The organism is Butyrivibrio hungatei NK4A153, assembly GCF_000424465.1.
In the GTDB taxonomy this organism is placed as follows: domain Bacteria; phylum Bacillota; class Clostridia; order Lachnospirales; family Lachnospiraceae; genus Butyrivibrio; species Butyrivibrio hungatei_A.
Genome location: NZ_KE384199.1, coordinates 104,118 through 120,050 on the forward strand (window position 1 = coordinate 104,118; position 15,933 = coordinate 120,050).

Consider the following 15,933-nt stretch of genomic DNA (forward strand, 5'->3'; position numbering starts at 1 on the left):
ATGGAAGTAATCCTGGCTGAACATGCGGGTTTTTGTTTTGGTGTTACAAAGGCGGTAGATACCGTTTATGAGCAGATAAAGAATAACCCGGGAATGAATATATACACATACGGCCCCATAATACACAATGAGATAGTTGTAAAAGATATGGAGGAAAAGGGCGTTAAGGTCATTGAGTCCGTTGATGAACTTGAGGGAATAAAAAGTGGGATAATAGTTATAAGATCTCACGGAGTTACCAGGGAAGTTCATGAAAAAATAGCTGCGACGGGGCTTGAGATCATTGATGCGACATGTCCTTTTGTAAAGCGCATACATAAGATAGTTTCTGAGGAAAGCGGGAAAGGCAAATCCATAATAGTAGTCGGAAGTGCAAATCATCCCGAGGTCGAGGGAATTGTGAGTTATGCCGATGGTGAAGTTTTTGTTATCGATTCACCCGAAAGTGCCGAAAAGTTCCGTGGTGACCGAGAAAAAGAGTATACTATAGTTTCTCAGACTACATTTAACAAGAATAAATTTCAAGAAACCGTTGAAATCTTTGGGAATAACGGTTACAATATTAATATTGTGAATACTATATGTAACGCTACTGACGAGCGACAGTCCGAAGCAGAAGACATTGCATCCAAGGCAGATGTGATGATAGTGATCGGAGGGGCACATAGTTCAAATTCGAGAAAACTATACGAAATTTGCAATCAGAAATGTGCCAAAACATATTTTATTCAGACACTGGATGACTTGCATCTAGAGAGAAAGGAAGCGGTTAAACTAGTGGGGATTACCGCCGGGGCATCAACCCCAAAGAACATTATTGAGGAGGTTCAGAATTATGTCAGAAGAAACTTTTGAACAGTTGCTTAACGCATCTTTCAAAACAATTCACACGGGGGAGGTTGTTGAGGGAACTGTTATTGACGTTAAGCCTGACGAGATAATTCTTAACATTGGTTACAAGTCCGATGGTATCTTGACTAAGAACGAATATAGCAACGATAACAGTATTGACCTTACAACTGTAGTCAAAGTCGGTGACACTATGGATGTCAAAGTGCTCAAGACAAACGACGCAGATGGACAGGTTATTCTTTCATACAAGCGACTCGCTATCGACAGAGGAAACAAGAGAATCGAAGAAGCTTTCAATAACAAGGAAGTTCTTACAGCTAAGGTTGTACAGGTTCTCGAGGGCGGACTTACAGTTGTTGTTGACGAAGTTAGAATCTTCATACCTGCAAGCCTTGTTTCCGATAGTTATGAGAAAGATCTCTCAAAGTATCAGGATCAGGAGATCCAATTTGTTGTTACTGAGTACAATCCTAAGAGAAGAAGATACATCGGTAACAGAAGAATGCTTGTTACAGCAGAGAAGGCTGAGCAGGCTAAGAAGCTCTTTGATTCAATCAAAGTTGGCGATGTTGTAGAAGGCGTTGTAAAGAACGTTACAGATTTCGGTGCTTTCATCGATCTTGGCGGAGCAGACGGACTTCTTCACATTTCAGAGATGAGCTGGGGACGTGTTGAGAGCCCTAAGAAAGCATTCAAGATCGGTGACACTGTTAAGGTACTCGTTAAGAGCATCGACGGCAGCAAGATTGCGCTTTCAAGAAAGTTCGACAACGAGAATCCTTGGAAGGATGCTACAGTTAAGTATGCTGTAGGTAATGTTGTAACCGGTAAAGTTGCAAGAATGACTGATTTCGGTGCATTCGTAGAGCTTGAGCCCGGTATCGACGCACTTCTTCATGTTTCTCAGATTGCTAAGGAGCATGTTGAGAAGCCTGCTGACGTACTTAAGGTTGGCCAGGAAGTTGAAGCTAAGATTGTAGACTTCAATGAAGAGGAGAAGAAGATCAGCCTTTCAATAAAGGCTATGTTCGCTCCTGAGAAGGAAGAAGAGGCCGAGAGCGGAGATGTTGTTTCTGTAGATATCGATAAGGTTATCGCAGAGCAGGAACAGGAAGAGAACTAATAGTTTCTAAACATCATATAAAAATAAAAATCGGCAGAAATGCCGGTTTTTATTTTTTTTTAATTTTACATACAATTCGCACTATAATAAAATAAAAGAAAAAGAATCAGGAGGATTATCCATGGCATATGATTATGAGTGGTTTAAAAAAGCAGTCTATGATCTGACTAAGATTGACCTCAATTCATATAAAGAAAAACAGATGAAGAGGCGAATCGATACCCTCATAGGGAAGTATGATGTAAAGGGCTATGATGGTTTTGCCGATCTTATAAAGAAGGACAGAGAGGCGCTTGATTCTTTTGTATCCTATCTTACTATCAATGTTTCTGAATTCTTCAGAAATGCAGATCAGTGGAATTTGATGGATAAAGAGATGGTTCCCGAACTTATGAATAAGTTTGGCAAAAATCTCAAGATCTGGAGCGCTGCTTGTTCTACAGGTGACGAGCCATATACTATTGTTATGATGCTTTCAAAGCACATGCCGTTAAATCAGATAAACGTTCTTGCGACCGATCTTGATGCGGTTGTTCTTGCAAAAGCTAAGGCGGGAATCTACGATAAAAAGGAAGTTGCCGGCGTTCCGGCAGAATTTAAGACCAAGTTTTTTGAAGAGACTGCTGACGGAAAGATGAAGGTATCCGATGAGATTAAATCAAGAGTTACTTTCAAGCAGGCAGATCTTTTGAGAGATCCGTATCCGAAGGATTGTCATCTCCTTGTATGCAGAAACGTGCTTATTTATTTCACTGAAGAAGCTAAGGACGAGATATTCAGAAAATATTATGATTCACTTGCTCCAGGCGGAATACTCTTTATCGGAAGCACAGAACAGATCATAAATTATAAGGATATGGGTTACGTAAGAAAGAACTCTTTCTATTACGAAAGACCCTTGAACTAAAGTAAATATACTATTTAACAAGAAATAAGGCTTTCACACTTATCCGGTGCGAAAGCCTTTTAGATTTCAAGAATATGTGCAATTATGTGCGATGCGTATACACTTAAAGCAAAGCGACTTTGCTTAAGATTAGCGTTGAGGTCGAAGAATATTCTTTCATCCTTGTAGTCTGACTTAAAAAAGGGTGTGAATACAAGGTTCCATTCTCTAAGATATTGCCCGTTTTTCTTGGTGTAGCAATTATCGGGCTTAGCCTTTTCCCTGTACTTCTTGTCAACAAATGATGCGATTGACTTGTGGATTGCCGTATCTTCTTTTGGAAGATAGTAGTAATCGTTGTAATTGGAATAGTAATATTTAAGCTCCGCCTCATATATAGGAACTCTTAAGATCGCTTCATCCTTGTCTGTCTTGAAATAACAGTCATCAAGATGTCCTGTCAAAGAAGACGGCAGTGCAAAGGGAAGCTCGAGCTTCATGAATATTTCTTTCTTGAGATTGCCTTCATAATCATTGTAATAATTGGCCTGAACCTTTTTGGCTTTTACGGGAAGAACAGTTTCTTCATCCGGCAAATCGGAGGCAAGATAATTCTCGGGCGAAATTGGTTCATCCGTTTTGATCGATGTTCCGGGCATATTCCTAAAAAGTGAAAAGAACTTGAGGAAGAGGAACATCGGTAACAGAGCAAACATTCCTTTTACGTCTTCATAGTTGTGAAGGAAAAGAATCTCAAGAGGCTGCCTTGCCATTGTCTTTTTATATGAAGCATAAATGGGCAAAAGACTTTTGCCGTTATGTTTATTCTTTCTTGTGGTACCAAGGTACATCTCAATTGTTCTCTGTTTGCAATCTATGAGACCTAGCTGATCCTGATAAGGACGTATGATCCTTTGAAGATCTATTGAATCTGCATCTTCGATGGGATTTGTAATCTTATATTTATCAAACTTGTTTTTTAAAAAAGGAAGATCGAATCTGTCTCCGTTAAAGTTGATTATCTTGGAGTGATTGCCGTAATTTCTGGCAAACACCTTGAGAATATGGGCTTCTTCGGCCGTGTTTTCTGCAAAAAGCTGGACAATTCGCCAGGAATCGTTTTCACAATAAGAGAGGCCTATCATATAAATGTCTGAGTTTCTGGGAGAAAGGCCGGTTGTTTCTATATCTATAAATAATATGTCGTCATTGCTGCATCCGAGCATCTGCGGAAGTTTGTGGATGATATGATCGTCTGAAAATGTGATGTTTTTGACACTTTTCTTCATGCTAAGTTATACCTACTTTCAAAAATCACCTTATAAATAATTGTACCACAAAAACTAAAGCAGTATTTTGTTAAAATAATATCCGCAATTTTTGAGATTAATCATTAATTTTGATTAAAAATTTGATACAATTAAAGCAGTGGTATAAAAACCAATCTGAAATTATCTATTCAGGTAAATATTTTTCTAAAACAATCGAAAGAAGGGTAGGAAATGGCAAAAGGTACTTTTAAGGGCGGCATACATCCTTATGAAGGCAAAGAGTTAACTAAGGGTAAGCCCATAAAATCAGTGCTACCAAAAGGAGACTTGGTATATCCTTTGTCACAGCACATTGGTGCACCGGCAAAGGCCATAGTTGCCGTAGGAGACCATGTTTTGACCGGACAGAAGATTGCGGAGGCAAACGGTTTTGTGTCTGCGCCTATTTATGCAACTGTTTCCGGTACTGTTGTCGCGATTGAACCGAGACGACTTGCTACGGGAGCTATGTGTGAGAGTATTATCGTTGAGAACGATGAACGATATGAAGAGGTGAGATTCAGACCGCGTAAGCGTTATGACGAGATGACCGCTGAAGACAAGATCGAGGCTGTCAGAGAGGCCGGCGTGGTAGGTATGGGAGGTGCAGGTTTCCCTACCGCTGTTAAATTTTCACCGAAGGAACCCGATAAGATCGATTATGTAATTGCTAACTGCTCAGAATGTGAACCATATCTGACTTCCGATTACAGGCGTATGATCGAGGAACCTGAACTGCTTTTGGAAGGACTGAAGATTGCCGTTAGCATTTTCCCTAATGCCAGAGGAATACTTGCGATTGAAGATAATAAGCCGGACGCGATCAAGATATTCAGAGATCTTACAAAGGACTTAGAAAATATCAGCGTAAAGGCTGTAAAGACTAAATATCCCGAGGGCGCTGAGCGTATGCTCATTTATGCCGTTACGGGTAGAGAGATCAACTCATCAATGCTCCCTGCGGATGCGGGATGTATCGTTGATAATGTTGATACACTTTGTGCTGTCTGCAGAGCTGTAAAAGAGGGCAGACCTTTGATGGAGAGAATCGTTACCATCACAGGAGATGCCGTTGCAAATCCCAGAAACTACAAAGTAAGAATAGGAACAAGCTACACTCAGCTTTTAGATGATGCCGGAGGCTTTTACAAGGAGCCTGCCAAGATTATTTCCGGTGGTCCCATGATGGGATTTGCCATATTTGATCTTGATGTTCCCACTACAAAGACTGCATCTGCGCTTACATGCCTTACAAAAGATGCCGTTTCACAGTTTGAACCGTCGGCTTGCATTAACTGCGCAAGGTGTGTTGAAGTGTGTCCTGAAAGACTCATTCCCAAGAATCTTGCCGATGCGGTAGAACATAACGATGAGAAAAAATTCCTTCAGTTATACGGAATGGAATGTTGCGAGTGCGGATGCTGCAGTTATATTTGTCCTGCGAGGAGACAGCTTACTCAGCTGATCAAAGGTATGAGAAAAATTCAGCTTGCAAATAGGAAAAAGTAAGGGGGACATTTTGATGGAAAAATTGAGAAAGGTGTCATCCAATCCGCATGTAAGATCAAGCGTGACGACCTCAAATATTATGATCTGGGTACTTATTGCGCTTCTTCCTGCTACCGGATATGGAATATATAATTTTGGTGTTTACAGTATCTTTTTGATCGGAGTTTCAATCGCATCATGCGTTGCTTCCGAGATCATAAGCTCTATGGTGCTTCGTAAGCCTATCACTATAAATGATTTTACCGCTGTGGTCACAGGATTGCTTCTTGCACTTAACCTGCCGCCGGCAGTGCCGCTCTGGGTACCTGTGCTCGGAGGAGCTTTTGCGATCGTTATGGTCAAGCAACTTTTCGGAGGTGTGGGACAGAATTTCATGAATCCTGCTCTTGGTGCAAGATGCTTTTTGATGATCTCTTTTCCGGCAATAATGACAAACTTTAACTGTGATGCATATTCGGGAGCAACACCGCTTTTTAACCTTAAGAACAGCGTTCAGGTTGATATCAAGAACATGATAATAGGAAACACTTCGGGAACAATAGGAGAGACATCAATGATCTGCATTGTTATCGGAGCAATCATCCTTTTTGCTGTCGGAGTAATCGATTATGTTATTCCTTTCAGTTATATCGTTTCGTTTGTGGCTTTTGTAGGTTTGTTTGGAGAATATGGATTTAACTGGGGATACATTGCCGCACATCTTTCGGGCGGCGGACTTATGCTCGGTGCATTTTTCATGGCAACAGACTATGTAACCTGCCCCATTACCCCGAAGGGAAGATATATTTACGGAATCATCTTAGGTCTTTTGACAGGACTCTTCCGTATTTTTGGAGCAAATGCAGAGGGCGTTTCGTATGCGATCATAATCGGAAATCTTTTGGTTCCGCTTATTGAGAGAGTAACTATTCCGAGGGCATTCGGAATCAGGGGAAAAGCTAAAAAGGAGGCGATGAAAGCATGAGAGAATTTTTTGGCATGATCAAAAACGCCTTTATACTTTTTATCATCACTTTGGTTGCGGGAGCTCTTTTGGGACTTGTATATCAGGTTACAAAAGATCCGATAGCATATCAGGATATGTTGGCGCAGAACAAAGCCAATCAGTCCGTATTCAGTGATGCGATCACATTCAATGATATCAGATGGGATGAAGAAATATTGGAAGATGTGTATGATGAACTCGCTGTCAAGGGAGTTCGCTTACAGGGTGTAAAGCAGGCACTTGATCTGAACGGGAATCTGCTCGGATATGTAATTCAGATGAAAACCAAAGGTTATGGCGATTCAATTATATTCACTGTCGGAATAACAAACGGTGGCAAGATGAACGGAATCTCCATTATTTCAATCGCGGAGACACCCGGACTTGGAATGAATGCGGAAAAGATCATTGCACCTCAGTTTGCGGGTAAAAACGCTGTGCAATTTTCAGTTGTAAAGTCCGGACAGCTTTCGGATTCCGGTTCTCAGATAGAGGCGATTTCCGGAGCGACGATTACATCTAAGGCAATTACCGATGGTGTAGATGTTGCCAACGCATATTTTGAAAAAGCACTTAAGAAAGGAGCAAGGCAATGAGTAAAGATATAAAGAAAGGCGCGCTTGGATTGGAACAAGATTCTCCCGCCGAGAGATTTTTTAACGGTCTCATTGCTGAGAATCCTACATTAGTACTTATGATCGGTATGTGTCCAACCCTTGCGGTTACATCTTCCGCCACAAACGGACTCGGAATGGGACTTGCGACTACATTTGTTTTGGCACTCAGTAATGCGGTAATTTCGGCATTAAGAAAGATTATACCTGCTACGGTCAGGATTCCTTCGTTTATTGTCGTAATCGCATCTTTTGTTACATTGGTTCAGCTTCTTATGCAGGCATATGTGCCGACACTTAATAAAGCGCTCGGTGTATATATACCGCTTATAGTTGTTAACTGTATCATTTTCGGAAGAGCGGAAGCGTATGCAAGTAAACACGGAATTGTACCTTCGTTCTTTGACGGAGTGGGAATGGGAATAGGATTTACCTGCGCTATTACCGTTATCGGTCTTTTTAGAGAGCTTATCGGTGCGGGAACAGCATTTAATGTTCCGGTTCTTGGCCCTGATACGGTTATTACTGGAATTGTGGGAAAATATCTTACTAAATATCAACCTGTCAGCATTTTCGTTCAGCAGGCGGGAGCGTTCTTTGTACTTGCTTTCCTTATTGCGGCAATGAACAAAATGAAATCAAATGTAGCAAAGAAGGAGGCTGAAAAATAATGAGAGATACAATAATGGAATTTCTGGTACTCATACTTTCCGCTTCTCTTATAAATAATGTTGTTTTGAGTCAGTTCCTCGGCCTTTGTCCGTTCCTTGGTGTTTCCAAAAAAATTGACACCGCGCTTGGAATGGGAGGCGCATGTATTTTCGTAATGACTCTTTCATCACTTGTATGTAGTACTATTTACTGGTTTGTTCTTAAACCTTTTGATCTCGGATACTTACAGACAATCGTGTTTATTCTTGTTGTTGCGATGCTTGTTCAGTTTGTTGAGATGATATTGAAAAAATATATGGTCTCACTGTACAAGGCGCTTGGTGTGTATCTTCCTCTCATAACAACAAACTGCGCGGTTCTTGGTGTTGCACTTAACAACGTTACAAACAATTACACCATCGAAGGTAGTACGGTCTGCGGTTTTTCAACAGCCGTTGGTTTTACAATTGCGATAGTTATCTTGGCAGGACTTCGCGAGAAGATGGAGTACAATGATATACCGGAGAGCTTCAAGGGAATGCCTCTTGTGCTTCTTACTTCGGGACTTATGGCAATCGCATTTACGGGATTTTCAGCTTTGAAGTAATAATTACAAATCTTGGCTGAAAGAAGGAGAATGACTTATGATTAGTGGAATAATCATTGCAACGATAGTTGTTGCAGGCGTTGGAGTTGCCATAGGATTTATCCTTGGCATTGCAGATCTGAAGCTCCATGTCGATATTGATGAAAAAGAAGCTGCGATCCTGGAAGCGCTTCCCGGCAATAACTGCGGAGGTTGCGGATATCCCGGATGTTCGGGATGTGCGACGGCAATAGCTCAGGGGGAAGCAGCTGTAAATCAGTGCCCTGTCGGTGGTGCACCGGTAGCGCAGGCAATTTCTGCGATAATGGGCGTTAAGGCTGAAAAGACAAAGAGAATGGTTGCATTTGTGCATTGCAGCGGCGACTGCGAGCAGGCAACCCAGAAGTATGAATATAAGGGAGCAGATGACTGCAGATTCCAGGCACAGGCTCCGGGAGGCGGTTCGAAGACTTGCGGATACGGATGTCTTGGCGGCGGAAGCTGCGTATCGGTGTGCAAATTTGATGCGATACATGTAGTAAACGGTGTTGCAATTGTAGATACGGAAAAGTGTAAGGCTTGCGGAAAGTGCGTTGATATCTGCCCGAGACACCTTATCGATTTCATTCCTTACGATGCAAGAGAGGCTGTTACTTGCAAGTCACAGGATATGGGTAAATATGTCAATAAATATTGCAAAGTGGGATGTATCGGATGTCATATTTGTGAGAAAAACTGTCCTGAAGGCGCAATAGTTGTGGAGAACAATGTTGCTAGCATCGATCAGGATAAATGCGTACATTGTGACACTTGCGTTTCAAAGTGCCCGAAGAAGGCTATTGCTGCAATCTAAACTCTTGGATAGAAGTTGGCAAAAAAATATCTCATATTTTTGGTTGAATTACCTATTGATAAAATCTTTAAAAAACTATACTATTGTACACGCTATCGTTGTTTGTCAAATGGAGGTACATTAGTATGGGCGAATGGAGACAAGCTTTTGATAGAATTATGGATCAATTATATAATCATCCTGAGGAGATGAGGGAACGTCTTCTTAAGAAGTACGAGTATCCCGGTTCCGATGGAAGACATAAGACCGCTATCGAAATGCTTAAAAGTATGAATTATTAATTGATTACCAAATCCTGTAGTTTATTGATACGGAATCGTCCGTCGAAACAATCGGGATTATCTATTTTTGAAAAAATTTGAAATTTACTTATAGGGCGTAAGGTCCAAAAAACGAGCTTGCCTTTTCTAAATAAAAAGAAAAGTAAGCTCGTTTTTGTATACAATTCGTAGTTTTATCTGTCCATAAATGTTCTTACGTTGATTCCGTTTACTTCGATGTGGTCATCAACTGCGATTACAAGGCATTGTCTGCCGTCGACGATCTTGGATTCAACAAGGTCGGTTCTGTCAGGTTTTACCTTGATGACAACATTTGGAGTCTCGATATCAAACTTTTTGGTATGTGCAATGTTACTTGCAAGGAGAGGGTAGTCCTCATCACCTGCGCACTTTGTGTAGGTTTCTTCAAAGTAGCCGAGACGCTCATCCGAAACGCCGCTGTCGTGAAGGAGTTGCTTAACGTCGTTCTTATTGAGCTCAAGAGGCTCCGGATCGTCTGCGTGATCTTCAATCATGTCATTTAAGTTGTCGTGAATGTTCTTCATTATGTCGTAATCGGCATTTTCTCCGATCGTATTCTGAACAACCGTATCAAAGATGCCTTTCTGCTCAGGAGCTGCCAAAGGAGCTCTTCCGCCGAACATTGCCTCGATAAATTCAGGCTGAAGGTCATCGGGCTTCTTGGTGAAGTAGAGCATGTTGTGAATATCCGTGTCTCTTTCGATGAAAGCAGGGAATAGGAAGCCCTTTGTAGGACCGTCTACGATCCAGTCCCTGAATCTTTCTTCGATCACATTTGTTTTCTCGTTGTAGCCAAGTCCTGCCTTTGAAAGCTTAACGGGACAGATGCTGCAAAGGATGTAGTCATATACGTTCTCTGACGCATCCTCCATCTCGATACCATCGCTTGTGATTCCCGGAATGTCATATGCTGCGTGAACGAGGATGATGTAGTAATTCTCGCCGTTTACATAGTTGGCGATTATCTTTTCGTAGAATTCATCTACAAGCTCGTCATCCTGAAGCTGGGAATTCCTCAAGGTCAAAAGAAAGTCCTGAGTACCTCCCGGCTGTTCCTGGTCAAGAGGAAACTCAAGACTGATCAGATTCTTGCCAAAAGTTCCTGCAAGAGTATGCTGGAAAATATCGAGATATTTGAACATCTCTTCCTCCGGAAGCTGTCCGAAGGCTTTTCTGAAAGTGAATAGTTTGTTCTTGTCGTGATCCACATAGCATCCGCAAATGTGGTCGATAGTACACCTGTCCGGTGTAAATTGCTTTTTGATCTCAAGTGTTTCTGCCTTATTCATTGTTCTCTGCGTTTTCCTTTGTATAAAATTTGTTGCACATATCTTTTGCGAATCGTATCGGATATAATTGTACCATAACGGAATCAATTAAATCGCCGATTGTCATCCTAAAAGCTATTTTAACAAATTTATCGTATGTAGTATCAAACATTTTCTCGAAAACTTTGATACTCTCAACATCAATCCTGTTTACGATAGGAGTGCTGATGTCTGTGGGAACGCCGAGCATAGATGATAAAGAGGTTGCACTCGTACCCATCATCTGATTCATTGCTTCCGAAGCGGCTGAAAGATGAAGATCGGAAATCTCGCCGGCCGTATTTGTACCGTCTCCGCCCATCATAAGATCTGTCATGACTTTTACGTCGTGTTCTTTAAGAATCAGGACATTATTTCCTTCAAGACCTTTTACATAGTGAATCTGCACGAAAATACAGGTCTTTTCGTAATCATCCAAAGCTTCGCTTCTCTTTATAAGTTTTACACTTGGAGTAGTGATATCGACTTTTCTATTTACCATTAAGCTAAGAGTAGTTGCGGAATTACCCATGCTGATATTGGCAATTTCACCGATAGTATCCATTTGCTCACCGGTTAAAAAGTTGTCTTCCAACATTCTTGCCTCCTTCGCGTTTTTGGTGTATTGATATTTCAGAACTATAATAATATTGTAGTTTATATTCCGTGAACTTGTAAAGAATCATTTACGCTATCTTCTAAAAGGTTTATCCTTTTTTTAGAATAATGTCAAAAAAATATGTTAAAAAAAGAGCGAAAAAGATAAAAATATGGTAACATATATAGTATGATCTGACGGAGGAATTTTTTGACATATGACGATTGATAAGTATATAAACCCGGATTTTAACAGAGCTAAACAGCTTATTTTTCTGGGGATGGCATTTGCCGGTTTACTGATCATCAGCTTGATCATAATGTTTGGAACCAGAATGTCCGTATGCCTTGTTCACAGCAGCGAAAGACATGATGAGTTTAAAAGACGCACTGTAGATAATATGCAGCTCTTTTTCGAGATGATGATATCGAGTACATCGGTAATATTATTTGCGTGCGCATATATAATCTGTAACCATATTTTTGAACTTCTTACACCTCTCTATCAGGCTAAGAAAATGGGCAGTATGCCGATGGGGATTAAGTGGTTCTATTATCAATGGGATAAAAACAAGGATTTCCTGCTTTTATTCCTTATTTCCATGACCTGTTTTATAAACACGGTTCTTGATAAGATCATCATTCCGCTTAGACGAATTTCCAAGGAAGATAAGGCTTCTGTAAGAATGCTCGGAATGTTCTATGCGATCATTGTTTTGACGTGCTTTACTACATTTGGCGATGCTACCGTTAGCAAAGAGCAGTATAGCCCTATCATGATGTATTATTTTGGACTGATGATAGGTAGATTCGTGTATTTCGATGCATCTTTTGTTGATTTCATATACGCGATACTGGGCGCGATAAAACACGGGCTCTTACTTGTGTTTGCACTTCTTTTATCGGGCATCTTAAGTGTTATAGGCTTTAAACTGGGATATTTGATAAAAGAAAATTACTATATCGTAGGTCTTTTATATACCGATATATTCATACTCGTTGCGATATTTATAATGCATCATCTTCGCGGACTCTCACTCTTTATCAGGAATGAGGAGGACGAGGAATACGAAGAGTACGATGATTACGACGACGAGGATGAAGAATACGAAGACGAAGAAGAGGAAGAAGATGATGAAGAAGAGCTTATGCTGAAGCGCAAAAAGAAAGCAAAGGCAAAAGAAAAGGCAAAAGCAAAGCTTAAGGAACAAAAGTTAAAGCAGCAAAAGTTCAAACAGCAATTCAACAGAAGAGCCACCGACAAGATCAAGGAATACGATAGCTACGGCGGCTATGATAATGGGGATTATGATGATTTTGATGTGTAGAGGATAAAAAATGCCATAATGGCGGCACACATTATCTGATTGGTGGTTATTAAGTGATCGACATGTCCGATCCTTAGAAAGTCCAGCGCGATTTTTGCTATACAATAGATGATTACTGCGTGTGATGGATTAAAACGATCTTTGAAATATAATAGCAGAGAACCTGCAAAAAGAAGCAGAAAAACTACCGCTTCCAACTTTTGAATCGGAAACAGATTGCCGTTGGCGGTGTGTACACGCATGAAACCGTTATACGGAATACCCGCACAGCATCCCGCAAAAGCACATCCGATTTTTCCAAGTCCGTACATTAAAGGCAAGACTATCACATAGGATTCGAAAAACACTTTTTTGTACTGAGGAGTTATCTTGGAAAAAATAAGTACGCCCAAGATCATGCCCAGGGCAGCTCCTGTACTGTTAAGGCCGATAGTTCGTCCTTTTGTGATCACAAGATATCCTATGAATGACATATACATACACAGGATCATTTCTAATACAACGGACAAGCCTATAATTCTCAATGGAACATTCTTTTTCTTTTGCAGACCTGATGCGGTAGAAAAGCCAAAAAATATTGCAGATAACATCATTATCCTATACATGGGCAAAAATCTTCCTTTTTAGTAGAGTACTTATGGCATACTCTGGCATGAACCGCAGAAATGTTTAATTGTAGCGTTGACTGCTGCGTCGAGTGCGTCTATACATGTAAAATATAGAACTGCCAGAGATATAACAAGTCCATAGTTTACTATATACACTGTCATAACATTAACTGCAAACTTATTATCGGGATTATCTAAATACGCAATGATATCAAGTACAAATCCTATAATATTTATTCCCAATGCTACAAGTATAATTTTAGAAGACAAACTATCTGAAGTAATAACAATGGCAATTGAAAGAACCCAAATTGAAAAAGAAACTAAAGAGAGAACACCTTGTTTATAATTGTATATCATAGATGTATTGTTACTTGTGCATGCCAAGGCATCAAGAATCTTTTTAGAATTCACTGGTAACTTTGTTCTAATCTGATTAAATAAAAAAGGTTGAAAGCATTTATGATTGGATTTTATATATATTTCAGTGTCGGCACCAATATATAGAACTAAAGACTTTTCGATACTGCCATTTTCTTTTATTGATGTGATAATGGCCATTTTTTTGATTATAGATGGTTTGTATACATATTCGATCGCATTTGCAAACATATGAATTTCGTTATCTTTAAGAAACAGCGAATCATTTTCTGTTTCGATGCGAATTACGTTAGCACTCATAAATGTTTTAAACCTCCTTTTTTAAAATTATTTTATTGCATATAGATAACTGTTTCAAATGGAATGTGTAAAAAGGAATATGGATACCTGCACCGTATAGATAGCTTGTGTAAGAAGCGTACGGTGTAAAAACAGGTAATGTGAACCCCATGTCAAGGACACACGCTTCATTTTTTGGCAGTATTTATTGCCAATGCTGATGGTAGTTGATTGGTTACTTTATAATGATAGTATTCATTTGGTGCCATCCCTTGTAGTTGCACCTGGTACCTATCGTTATTGTAATAGTTAATCCAGTCATTTATTCTGTTCTGGACGTCATCGAATGTCTTCCAGGTTTTTATATATGGGCTAAGTTCATCCTTCATATGTCCAAAGAAACTCTCTTGTGGAGCATTATCCCAGCAGTTTCCTCTTCTGGACATAGATTGTGTGAGGATTGTGTTAGTAATAAGATCTCTAAACTTAACGCTAGTATAGTGACAGCCTTGGTCACTGTGAATGAATGTAGTAGCATTCAATGAGTATAAGTGATTCCTCATTAGTTGACGCACTGTTTCAAGAACAAAGTCTATTTCAAGTGATTCACTAAGCTGAAAAGCCAGTACTTGCATTGTGTAAGCATCAATAATCACTGATAGATAGCAGAAAGCGTCATTTAATCTGATGTAGGTTATATCTGTTAGCAGCACCTGTCGTGGTCCATGGCTCTTGAATTGACGTTGTACATGGTTCGGAGCAACAGCATTTGTCTTGAGTGCTTTTGCCATGCGCCTGTAGGGATTCGCTTTTCGAATAGGACATTTTAAGCCATACTTTCGCATAATCCTGATGACTTTCTTGTGATTCATGGGCGTGCCCGTTCTGACAAGCCTCATGCATATGCTTCGATATCCTTTGGCGTATCCTCTAAAGTCATATGCTTGTTTTATAAGAGCAAAATCCCGAAGATCCCTAGCTTCACTCTGGAGACGGTGTTGTGAAGCAGCCTCTGATATGTAGCGATAATACCCGGAGCGCGATACACCTGCGAGTTCGCAGAGCTCCTTTACATCCAGACAACTGTCATTAGAGCTGACTTCTCTTTGGATGGCTTTAAATATATATTCCTTCTGATGAACTAGTTTCCCGGAGGATGAAGATATATATTTTGAATTTTTTTTAAAAACTCAACCTGCTGTTCAAGATGTACGATTCTTTGCTGCATCTCTTTGATAGATGTTGAAGTCCTCTGGGCGTCAAGGTTTTTCTTTGCATAGGCCTTGGTGCGCTCAGCTTGTGACAATCCCCTAGGTGGTTTTAATCCTTCAGGAGAAGTCGCCTCTGCAAGGATATTTCTGCGTATGTTATCAATGGTAGTCCTTGCGAACATCGAGGGATCATACCCAGCAGCCTTAAGAATCTTAGGTGTTGTAAGACCATGGTTAGTTACCTGGTCAATAAAATATTCCTTGAACTCAAGAGTGAACGTTAGCCTATAGGGGGTAGCTGTGTGTGTATAAGGATTCTGAACAAGAATTGCAACTTGTTCATTTGTGTAACATGGTTTCTTTTTTGGATTCATATAGAGTCCTCCCTTGCTAATTATATCAGCAAAGACAGTTACATCCGTGTCCACATGTTGGGATTATCACATTTTTTAGTAAATATACAGCCAATGTTATGTCCACATGTCGGATTTGTTGTTTGAAATCCTGCCAAAATGCTTTTTGGCTGTGTCCACTTCTTGGGGTTCATTTTA

At 40.2% G+C, this 15,933-nt stretch carries 18 protein-coding genes; 11 read left to right on the forward strand and 7 right to left on the reverse strand.

The features are described 5' to 3' along the window. The 3 genes from ispH to G628_RS0115820 all read left to right on the forward strand — a co-directional run bounded on the left by ispH (window position 1) and on the right by G628_RS0115820 (window position 2,882). Window positions 1-855, forward strand: coding sequence for a 4-hydroxy-3-methylbut-2-enyl diphosphate reductase (gene ispH / locus G628_RS0115810; RefSeq protein ID WP_026654115.1), 855 nt, complete (start codon window positions 1-3; stop codon window positions 853-855). After that, window positions 836-1,975 carry a 30S ribosomal protein S1 gene (gene rpsA / locus G628_RS0115815; protein WP_026654116.1) on the forward strand — a complete coding sequence of 380 codons (1,140 nt, stop codon included), beginning with the start codon at window positions 836-838 and terminating at the stop codon, window positions 1,973-1,975. The genes ispH and rpsA overlap by 20 nt, the downstream gene beginning before the upstream one ends. 121 nt (window positions 1,976-2,096) lie before the next feature. Next, the gene (locus G628_RS0115820; RefSeq protein ID WP_026654117.1) at window positions 2,097-2,882 is read left to right on the forward strand and encodes a CheR family methyltransferase; all 786 of its coding nucleotides are present in this window, start codon (window positions 2,097-2,099) and stop codon (window positions 2,880-2,882) included. Window positions 2,883-2,941: 59 nt separating this feature from the next. On the opposite strand, the gene G628_RS0115825 is transcribed toward G628_RS0115820, so the two are convergent. Continuing rightward, complete coding sequence (locus G628_RS0115825) at window positions 2,942-4,150, reverse strand: ribonuclease H-like domain-containing protein (RefSeq protein ID WP_027209549.1); 1,209 nt, start codon at window positions 4,148-4,150, stop codon at window positions 2,942-2,944. A 213-nt stretch (window positions 4,151-4,363) separates the two neighbouring features. On the opposite strand from G628_RS0115825, the gene rsxC reads away from it, so the two are divergent. From rsxC to G628_RS18810, 7 genes are all read left to right on the forward strand, one after another. Continuing rightward, window positions 4,364-5,680, forward strand: a complete 1,317-nt coding sequence (gene rsxC, locus G628_RS0115830; RefSeq protein WP_026654120.1) for an electron transport complex subunit RsxC — start codon at window positions 4,364-4,366, stop codon at window positions 5,678-5,680. 13 nt (window positions 5,681-5,693) lie between these two features. Beyond that, complete coding sequence (locus tag G628_RS0115835; protein WP_026654121.1) at window positions 5,694-6,644, forward strand: RnfABCDGE type electron transport complex subunit D; 951 nt, start codon at window positions 5,694-5,696, stop codon at window positions 6,642-6,644. Further along, a complete protein-coding gene (locus tag G628_RS0115840; protein ID WP_027209550.1) occupies window positions 6,641-7,261 on the forward strand; it encodes an RnfABCDGE type electron transport complex subunit G in 621 nt (206 codons plus the stop codon). Before G628_RS0115835 ends, G628_RS0115840 begins: the two co-directional genes overlap by 4 nt. Beyond that, entirely contained in the window at window positions 7,258-7,950 is a 693-nt protein-coding gene (rsxE, locus tag G628_RS17770; RefSeq protein WP_081670795.1) for an electron transport complex subunit RsxE, read from the forward strand. The genes G628_RS0115840 and rsxE overlap by 4 nt, the downstream gene beginning before the upstream one ends. Beyond that, window positions 7,950-8,537 (forward strand): electron transport complex protein RnfA, encoded by a 588-nt coding sequence (locus G628_RS0115850; RefSeq protein ID WP_330365530.1) that lies wholly within the window; start codon window positions 7,950-7,952, stop codon window positions 8,535-8,537. The genes rsxE and G628_RS0115850 overlap by 1 nt, the downstream gene beginning before the upstream one ends. Before the next feature lie 37 nt (window positions 8,538-8,574). After that, window positions 8,575-9,369 carry an RnfABCDGE type electron transport complex subunit B gene (locus G628_RS0115855; RefSeq protein ID WP_027209551.1) on the forward strand — a complete coding sequence of 265 codons (795 nt, stop codon included), beginning with the start codon at window positions 8,575-8,577 and terminating at the stop codon, window positions 9,367-9,369. Between the two features lie 125 nt (window positions 9,370-9,494). Further along, window positions 9,495-9,650, forward strand: coding sequence for a hypothetical protein (locus tag G628_RS18810; protein WP_155833834.1), 156 nt, complete (start codon window positions 9,495-9,497; stop codon window positions 9,648-9,650). 173 nt (window positions 9,651-9,823) lie between these two features. On the opposite strand, the gene G628_RS0115865 is transcribed toward G628_RS18810, so the two are convergent. Together G628_RS0115865 and fliY are read right to left on the reverse strand one after the other, a co-directional pair. After that, complete coding sequence (locus G628_RS0115865) at window positions 9,824-10,960, reverse strand: DUF4317 domain-containing protein (protein ID WP_026654125.1); 1,137 nt, start codon at window positions 10,958-10,960, stop codon at window positions 9,824-9,826. Further along, window positions 10,953-11,576, reverse strand: a complete 624-nt coding sequence (gene fliY, locus G628_RS0115870; protein WP_081670797.1) for a flagellar motor switch phosphatase FliY — start codon at window positions 11,574-11,576, stop codon at window positions 10,953-10,955. Before fliY ends, G628_RS0115865 begins: the two co-directional genes overlap by 8 nt. Before the next feature lie 217 nt (window positions 11,577-11,793). On the opposite strand from fliY, the gene G628_RS0115875 reads away from it, so the two are divergent. Continuing rightward, on the forward strand, window positions 11,794-12,903 hold the full coding sequence (locus tag G628_RS0115875; protein WP_027209552.1) for a hypothetical protein: 1,110 nt from the start codon (window positions 11,794-11,796) through the stop codon (window positions 12,901-12,903). On the opposite strand, the gene G628_RS0115880 is transcribed toward G628_RS0115875, so the two are convergent. From G628_RS0115880 to G628_RS0115900, 4 genes are all read right to left on the reverse strand, one after another. Then, on the reverse strand, window positions 12,882-13,508 hold the full coding sequence (locus G628_RS0115880; RefSeq protein WP_081670799.1) for a prolipoprotein diacylglyceryl transferase family protein: 627 nt from the start codon (window positions 13,506-13,508) through the stop codon (window positions 12,882-12,884). The two genes, G628_RS0115875 and G628_RS0115880, sit on opposite strands and share 22 nt — an antisense overlap. Before the next feature lie 30 nt (window positions 13,509-13,538). After that, the gene (locus G628_RS0115890) at window positions 13,539-14,192 is read right to left on the reverse strand and encodes a hypothetical protein (RefSeq protein ID WP_026654131.1); all 654 of its coding nucleotides are present in this window, start codon (window positions 14,190-14,192) and stop codon (window positions 13,539-13,541) included. Between the two features lie 167 nt (window positions 14,193-14,359). After that, entirely contained in the window at window positions 14,360-15,337 is a 978-nt protein-coding gene (locus G628_RS17775) for an IS3 family transposase (RefSeq protein ID WP_155833768.1), read from the reverse strand. Next, window positions 15,313-15,756 (reverse strand): HTH domain-containing protein, encoded by a 444-nt coding sequence (locus tag G628_RS0115900; protein WP_026667562.1) that lies wholly within the window; start codon window positions 15,754-15,756, stop codon window positions 15,313-15,315. Before G628_RS0115900 ends, G628_RS17775 begins: the two co-directional genes overlap by 25 nt. Between the last annotated feature and the right edge of the window lie 177 nt (window positions 15,757-15,933).

Coding starts and splice junctions, on each gene's coding strand:
- fliY (WP_081670797.1), bottom strand. CDS start 11,576: ATGTTGGAAGACAACTTTTTAACCGGTGAGCAAATGGATACTATCGGT.
- ispH (WP_026654115.1), top strand. CDS start 1: ATGGAAGTAATCCTGGCTGAACATGCGGGTTTTTGTTTTGGTGTTACA.
- rsxE (WP_081670795.1), top strand. CDS start 7,258: ATGAGTAAAGATATAAAGAAAGGCGCGCTTGGATTGGAACAAGATTCT.
- G628_RS0115865 (WP_026654125.1), bottom strand. CDS start 10,960: ATGAATAAGGCAGAAACACTTGAGATCAAAAAGCAATTTACACCGGAC.
- G628_RS0115820 (WP_026654117.1), top strand. CDS start 2,097: ATGGCATATGATTATGAGTGGTTTAAAAAAGCAGTCTATGATCTGACT.
- G628_RS0115840 (WP_027209550.1), top strand. CDS start 6,641: ATGAGAGAATTTTTTGGCATGATCAAAAACGCCTTTATACTTTTTATC.
- rsxC (WP_026654120.1), top strand. CDS start 4,364: ATGGCAAAAGGTACTTTTAAGGGCGGCATACATCCTTATGAAGGCAAA.
- G628_RS0115900 (WP_026667562.1), bottom strand. CDS start 15,756: ATGAATCCAAAAAAGAAACCATGTTACACAAATGAACAAGTTGCAATT.
- G628_RS0115880 (WP_081670799.1), bottom strand. CDS start 13,508: ATGTATAGGATAATGATGTTATCTGCAATATTTTTTGGCTTTTCTACC.
- G628_RS0115875 (WP_027209552.1), top strand. CDS start 11,794: ATGACGATTGATAAGTATATAAACCCGGATTTTAACAGAGCTAAACAG.
- G628_RS0115835 (WP_026654121.1), top strand. CDS start 5,694: ATGGAAAAATTGAGAAAGGTGTCATCCAATCCGCATGTAAGATCAAGC.
- G628_RS0115855 (WP_027209551.1), top strand. CDS start 8,575: ATGATTAGTGGAATAATCATTGCAACGATAGTTGTTGCAGGCGTTGGA.
- G628_RS0115825 (WP_027209549.1), bottom strand. CDS start 4,150: ATGAAGAAAAGTGTCAAAAACATCACATTTTCAGACGATCATATCATC.
- rpsA (WP_026654116.1), top strand. CDS start 836: ATGTCAGAAGAAACTTTTGAACAGTTGCTTAACGCATCTTTCAAAACA.
- G628_RS0115850 (WP_330365530.1), top strand. CDS start 7,950: ATGAGAGATACAATAATGGAATTTCTGGTACTCATACTTTCCGCTTCT.
- G628_RS0115890 (WP_026654131.1), bottom strand. CDS start 14,192: ATGAGTGCTAACGTAATTCGCATCGAAACAGAAAATGATTCGCTGTTT.
- G628_RS18810 (WP_155833834.1), top strand. CDS start 9,495: ATGGGCGAATGGAGACAAGCTTTTGATAGAATTATGGATCAATTATAT.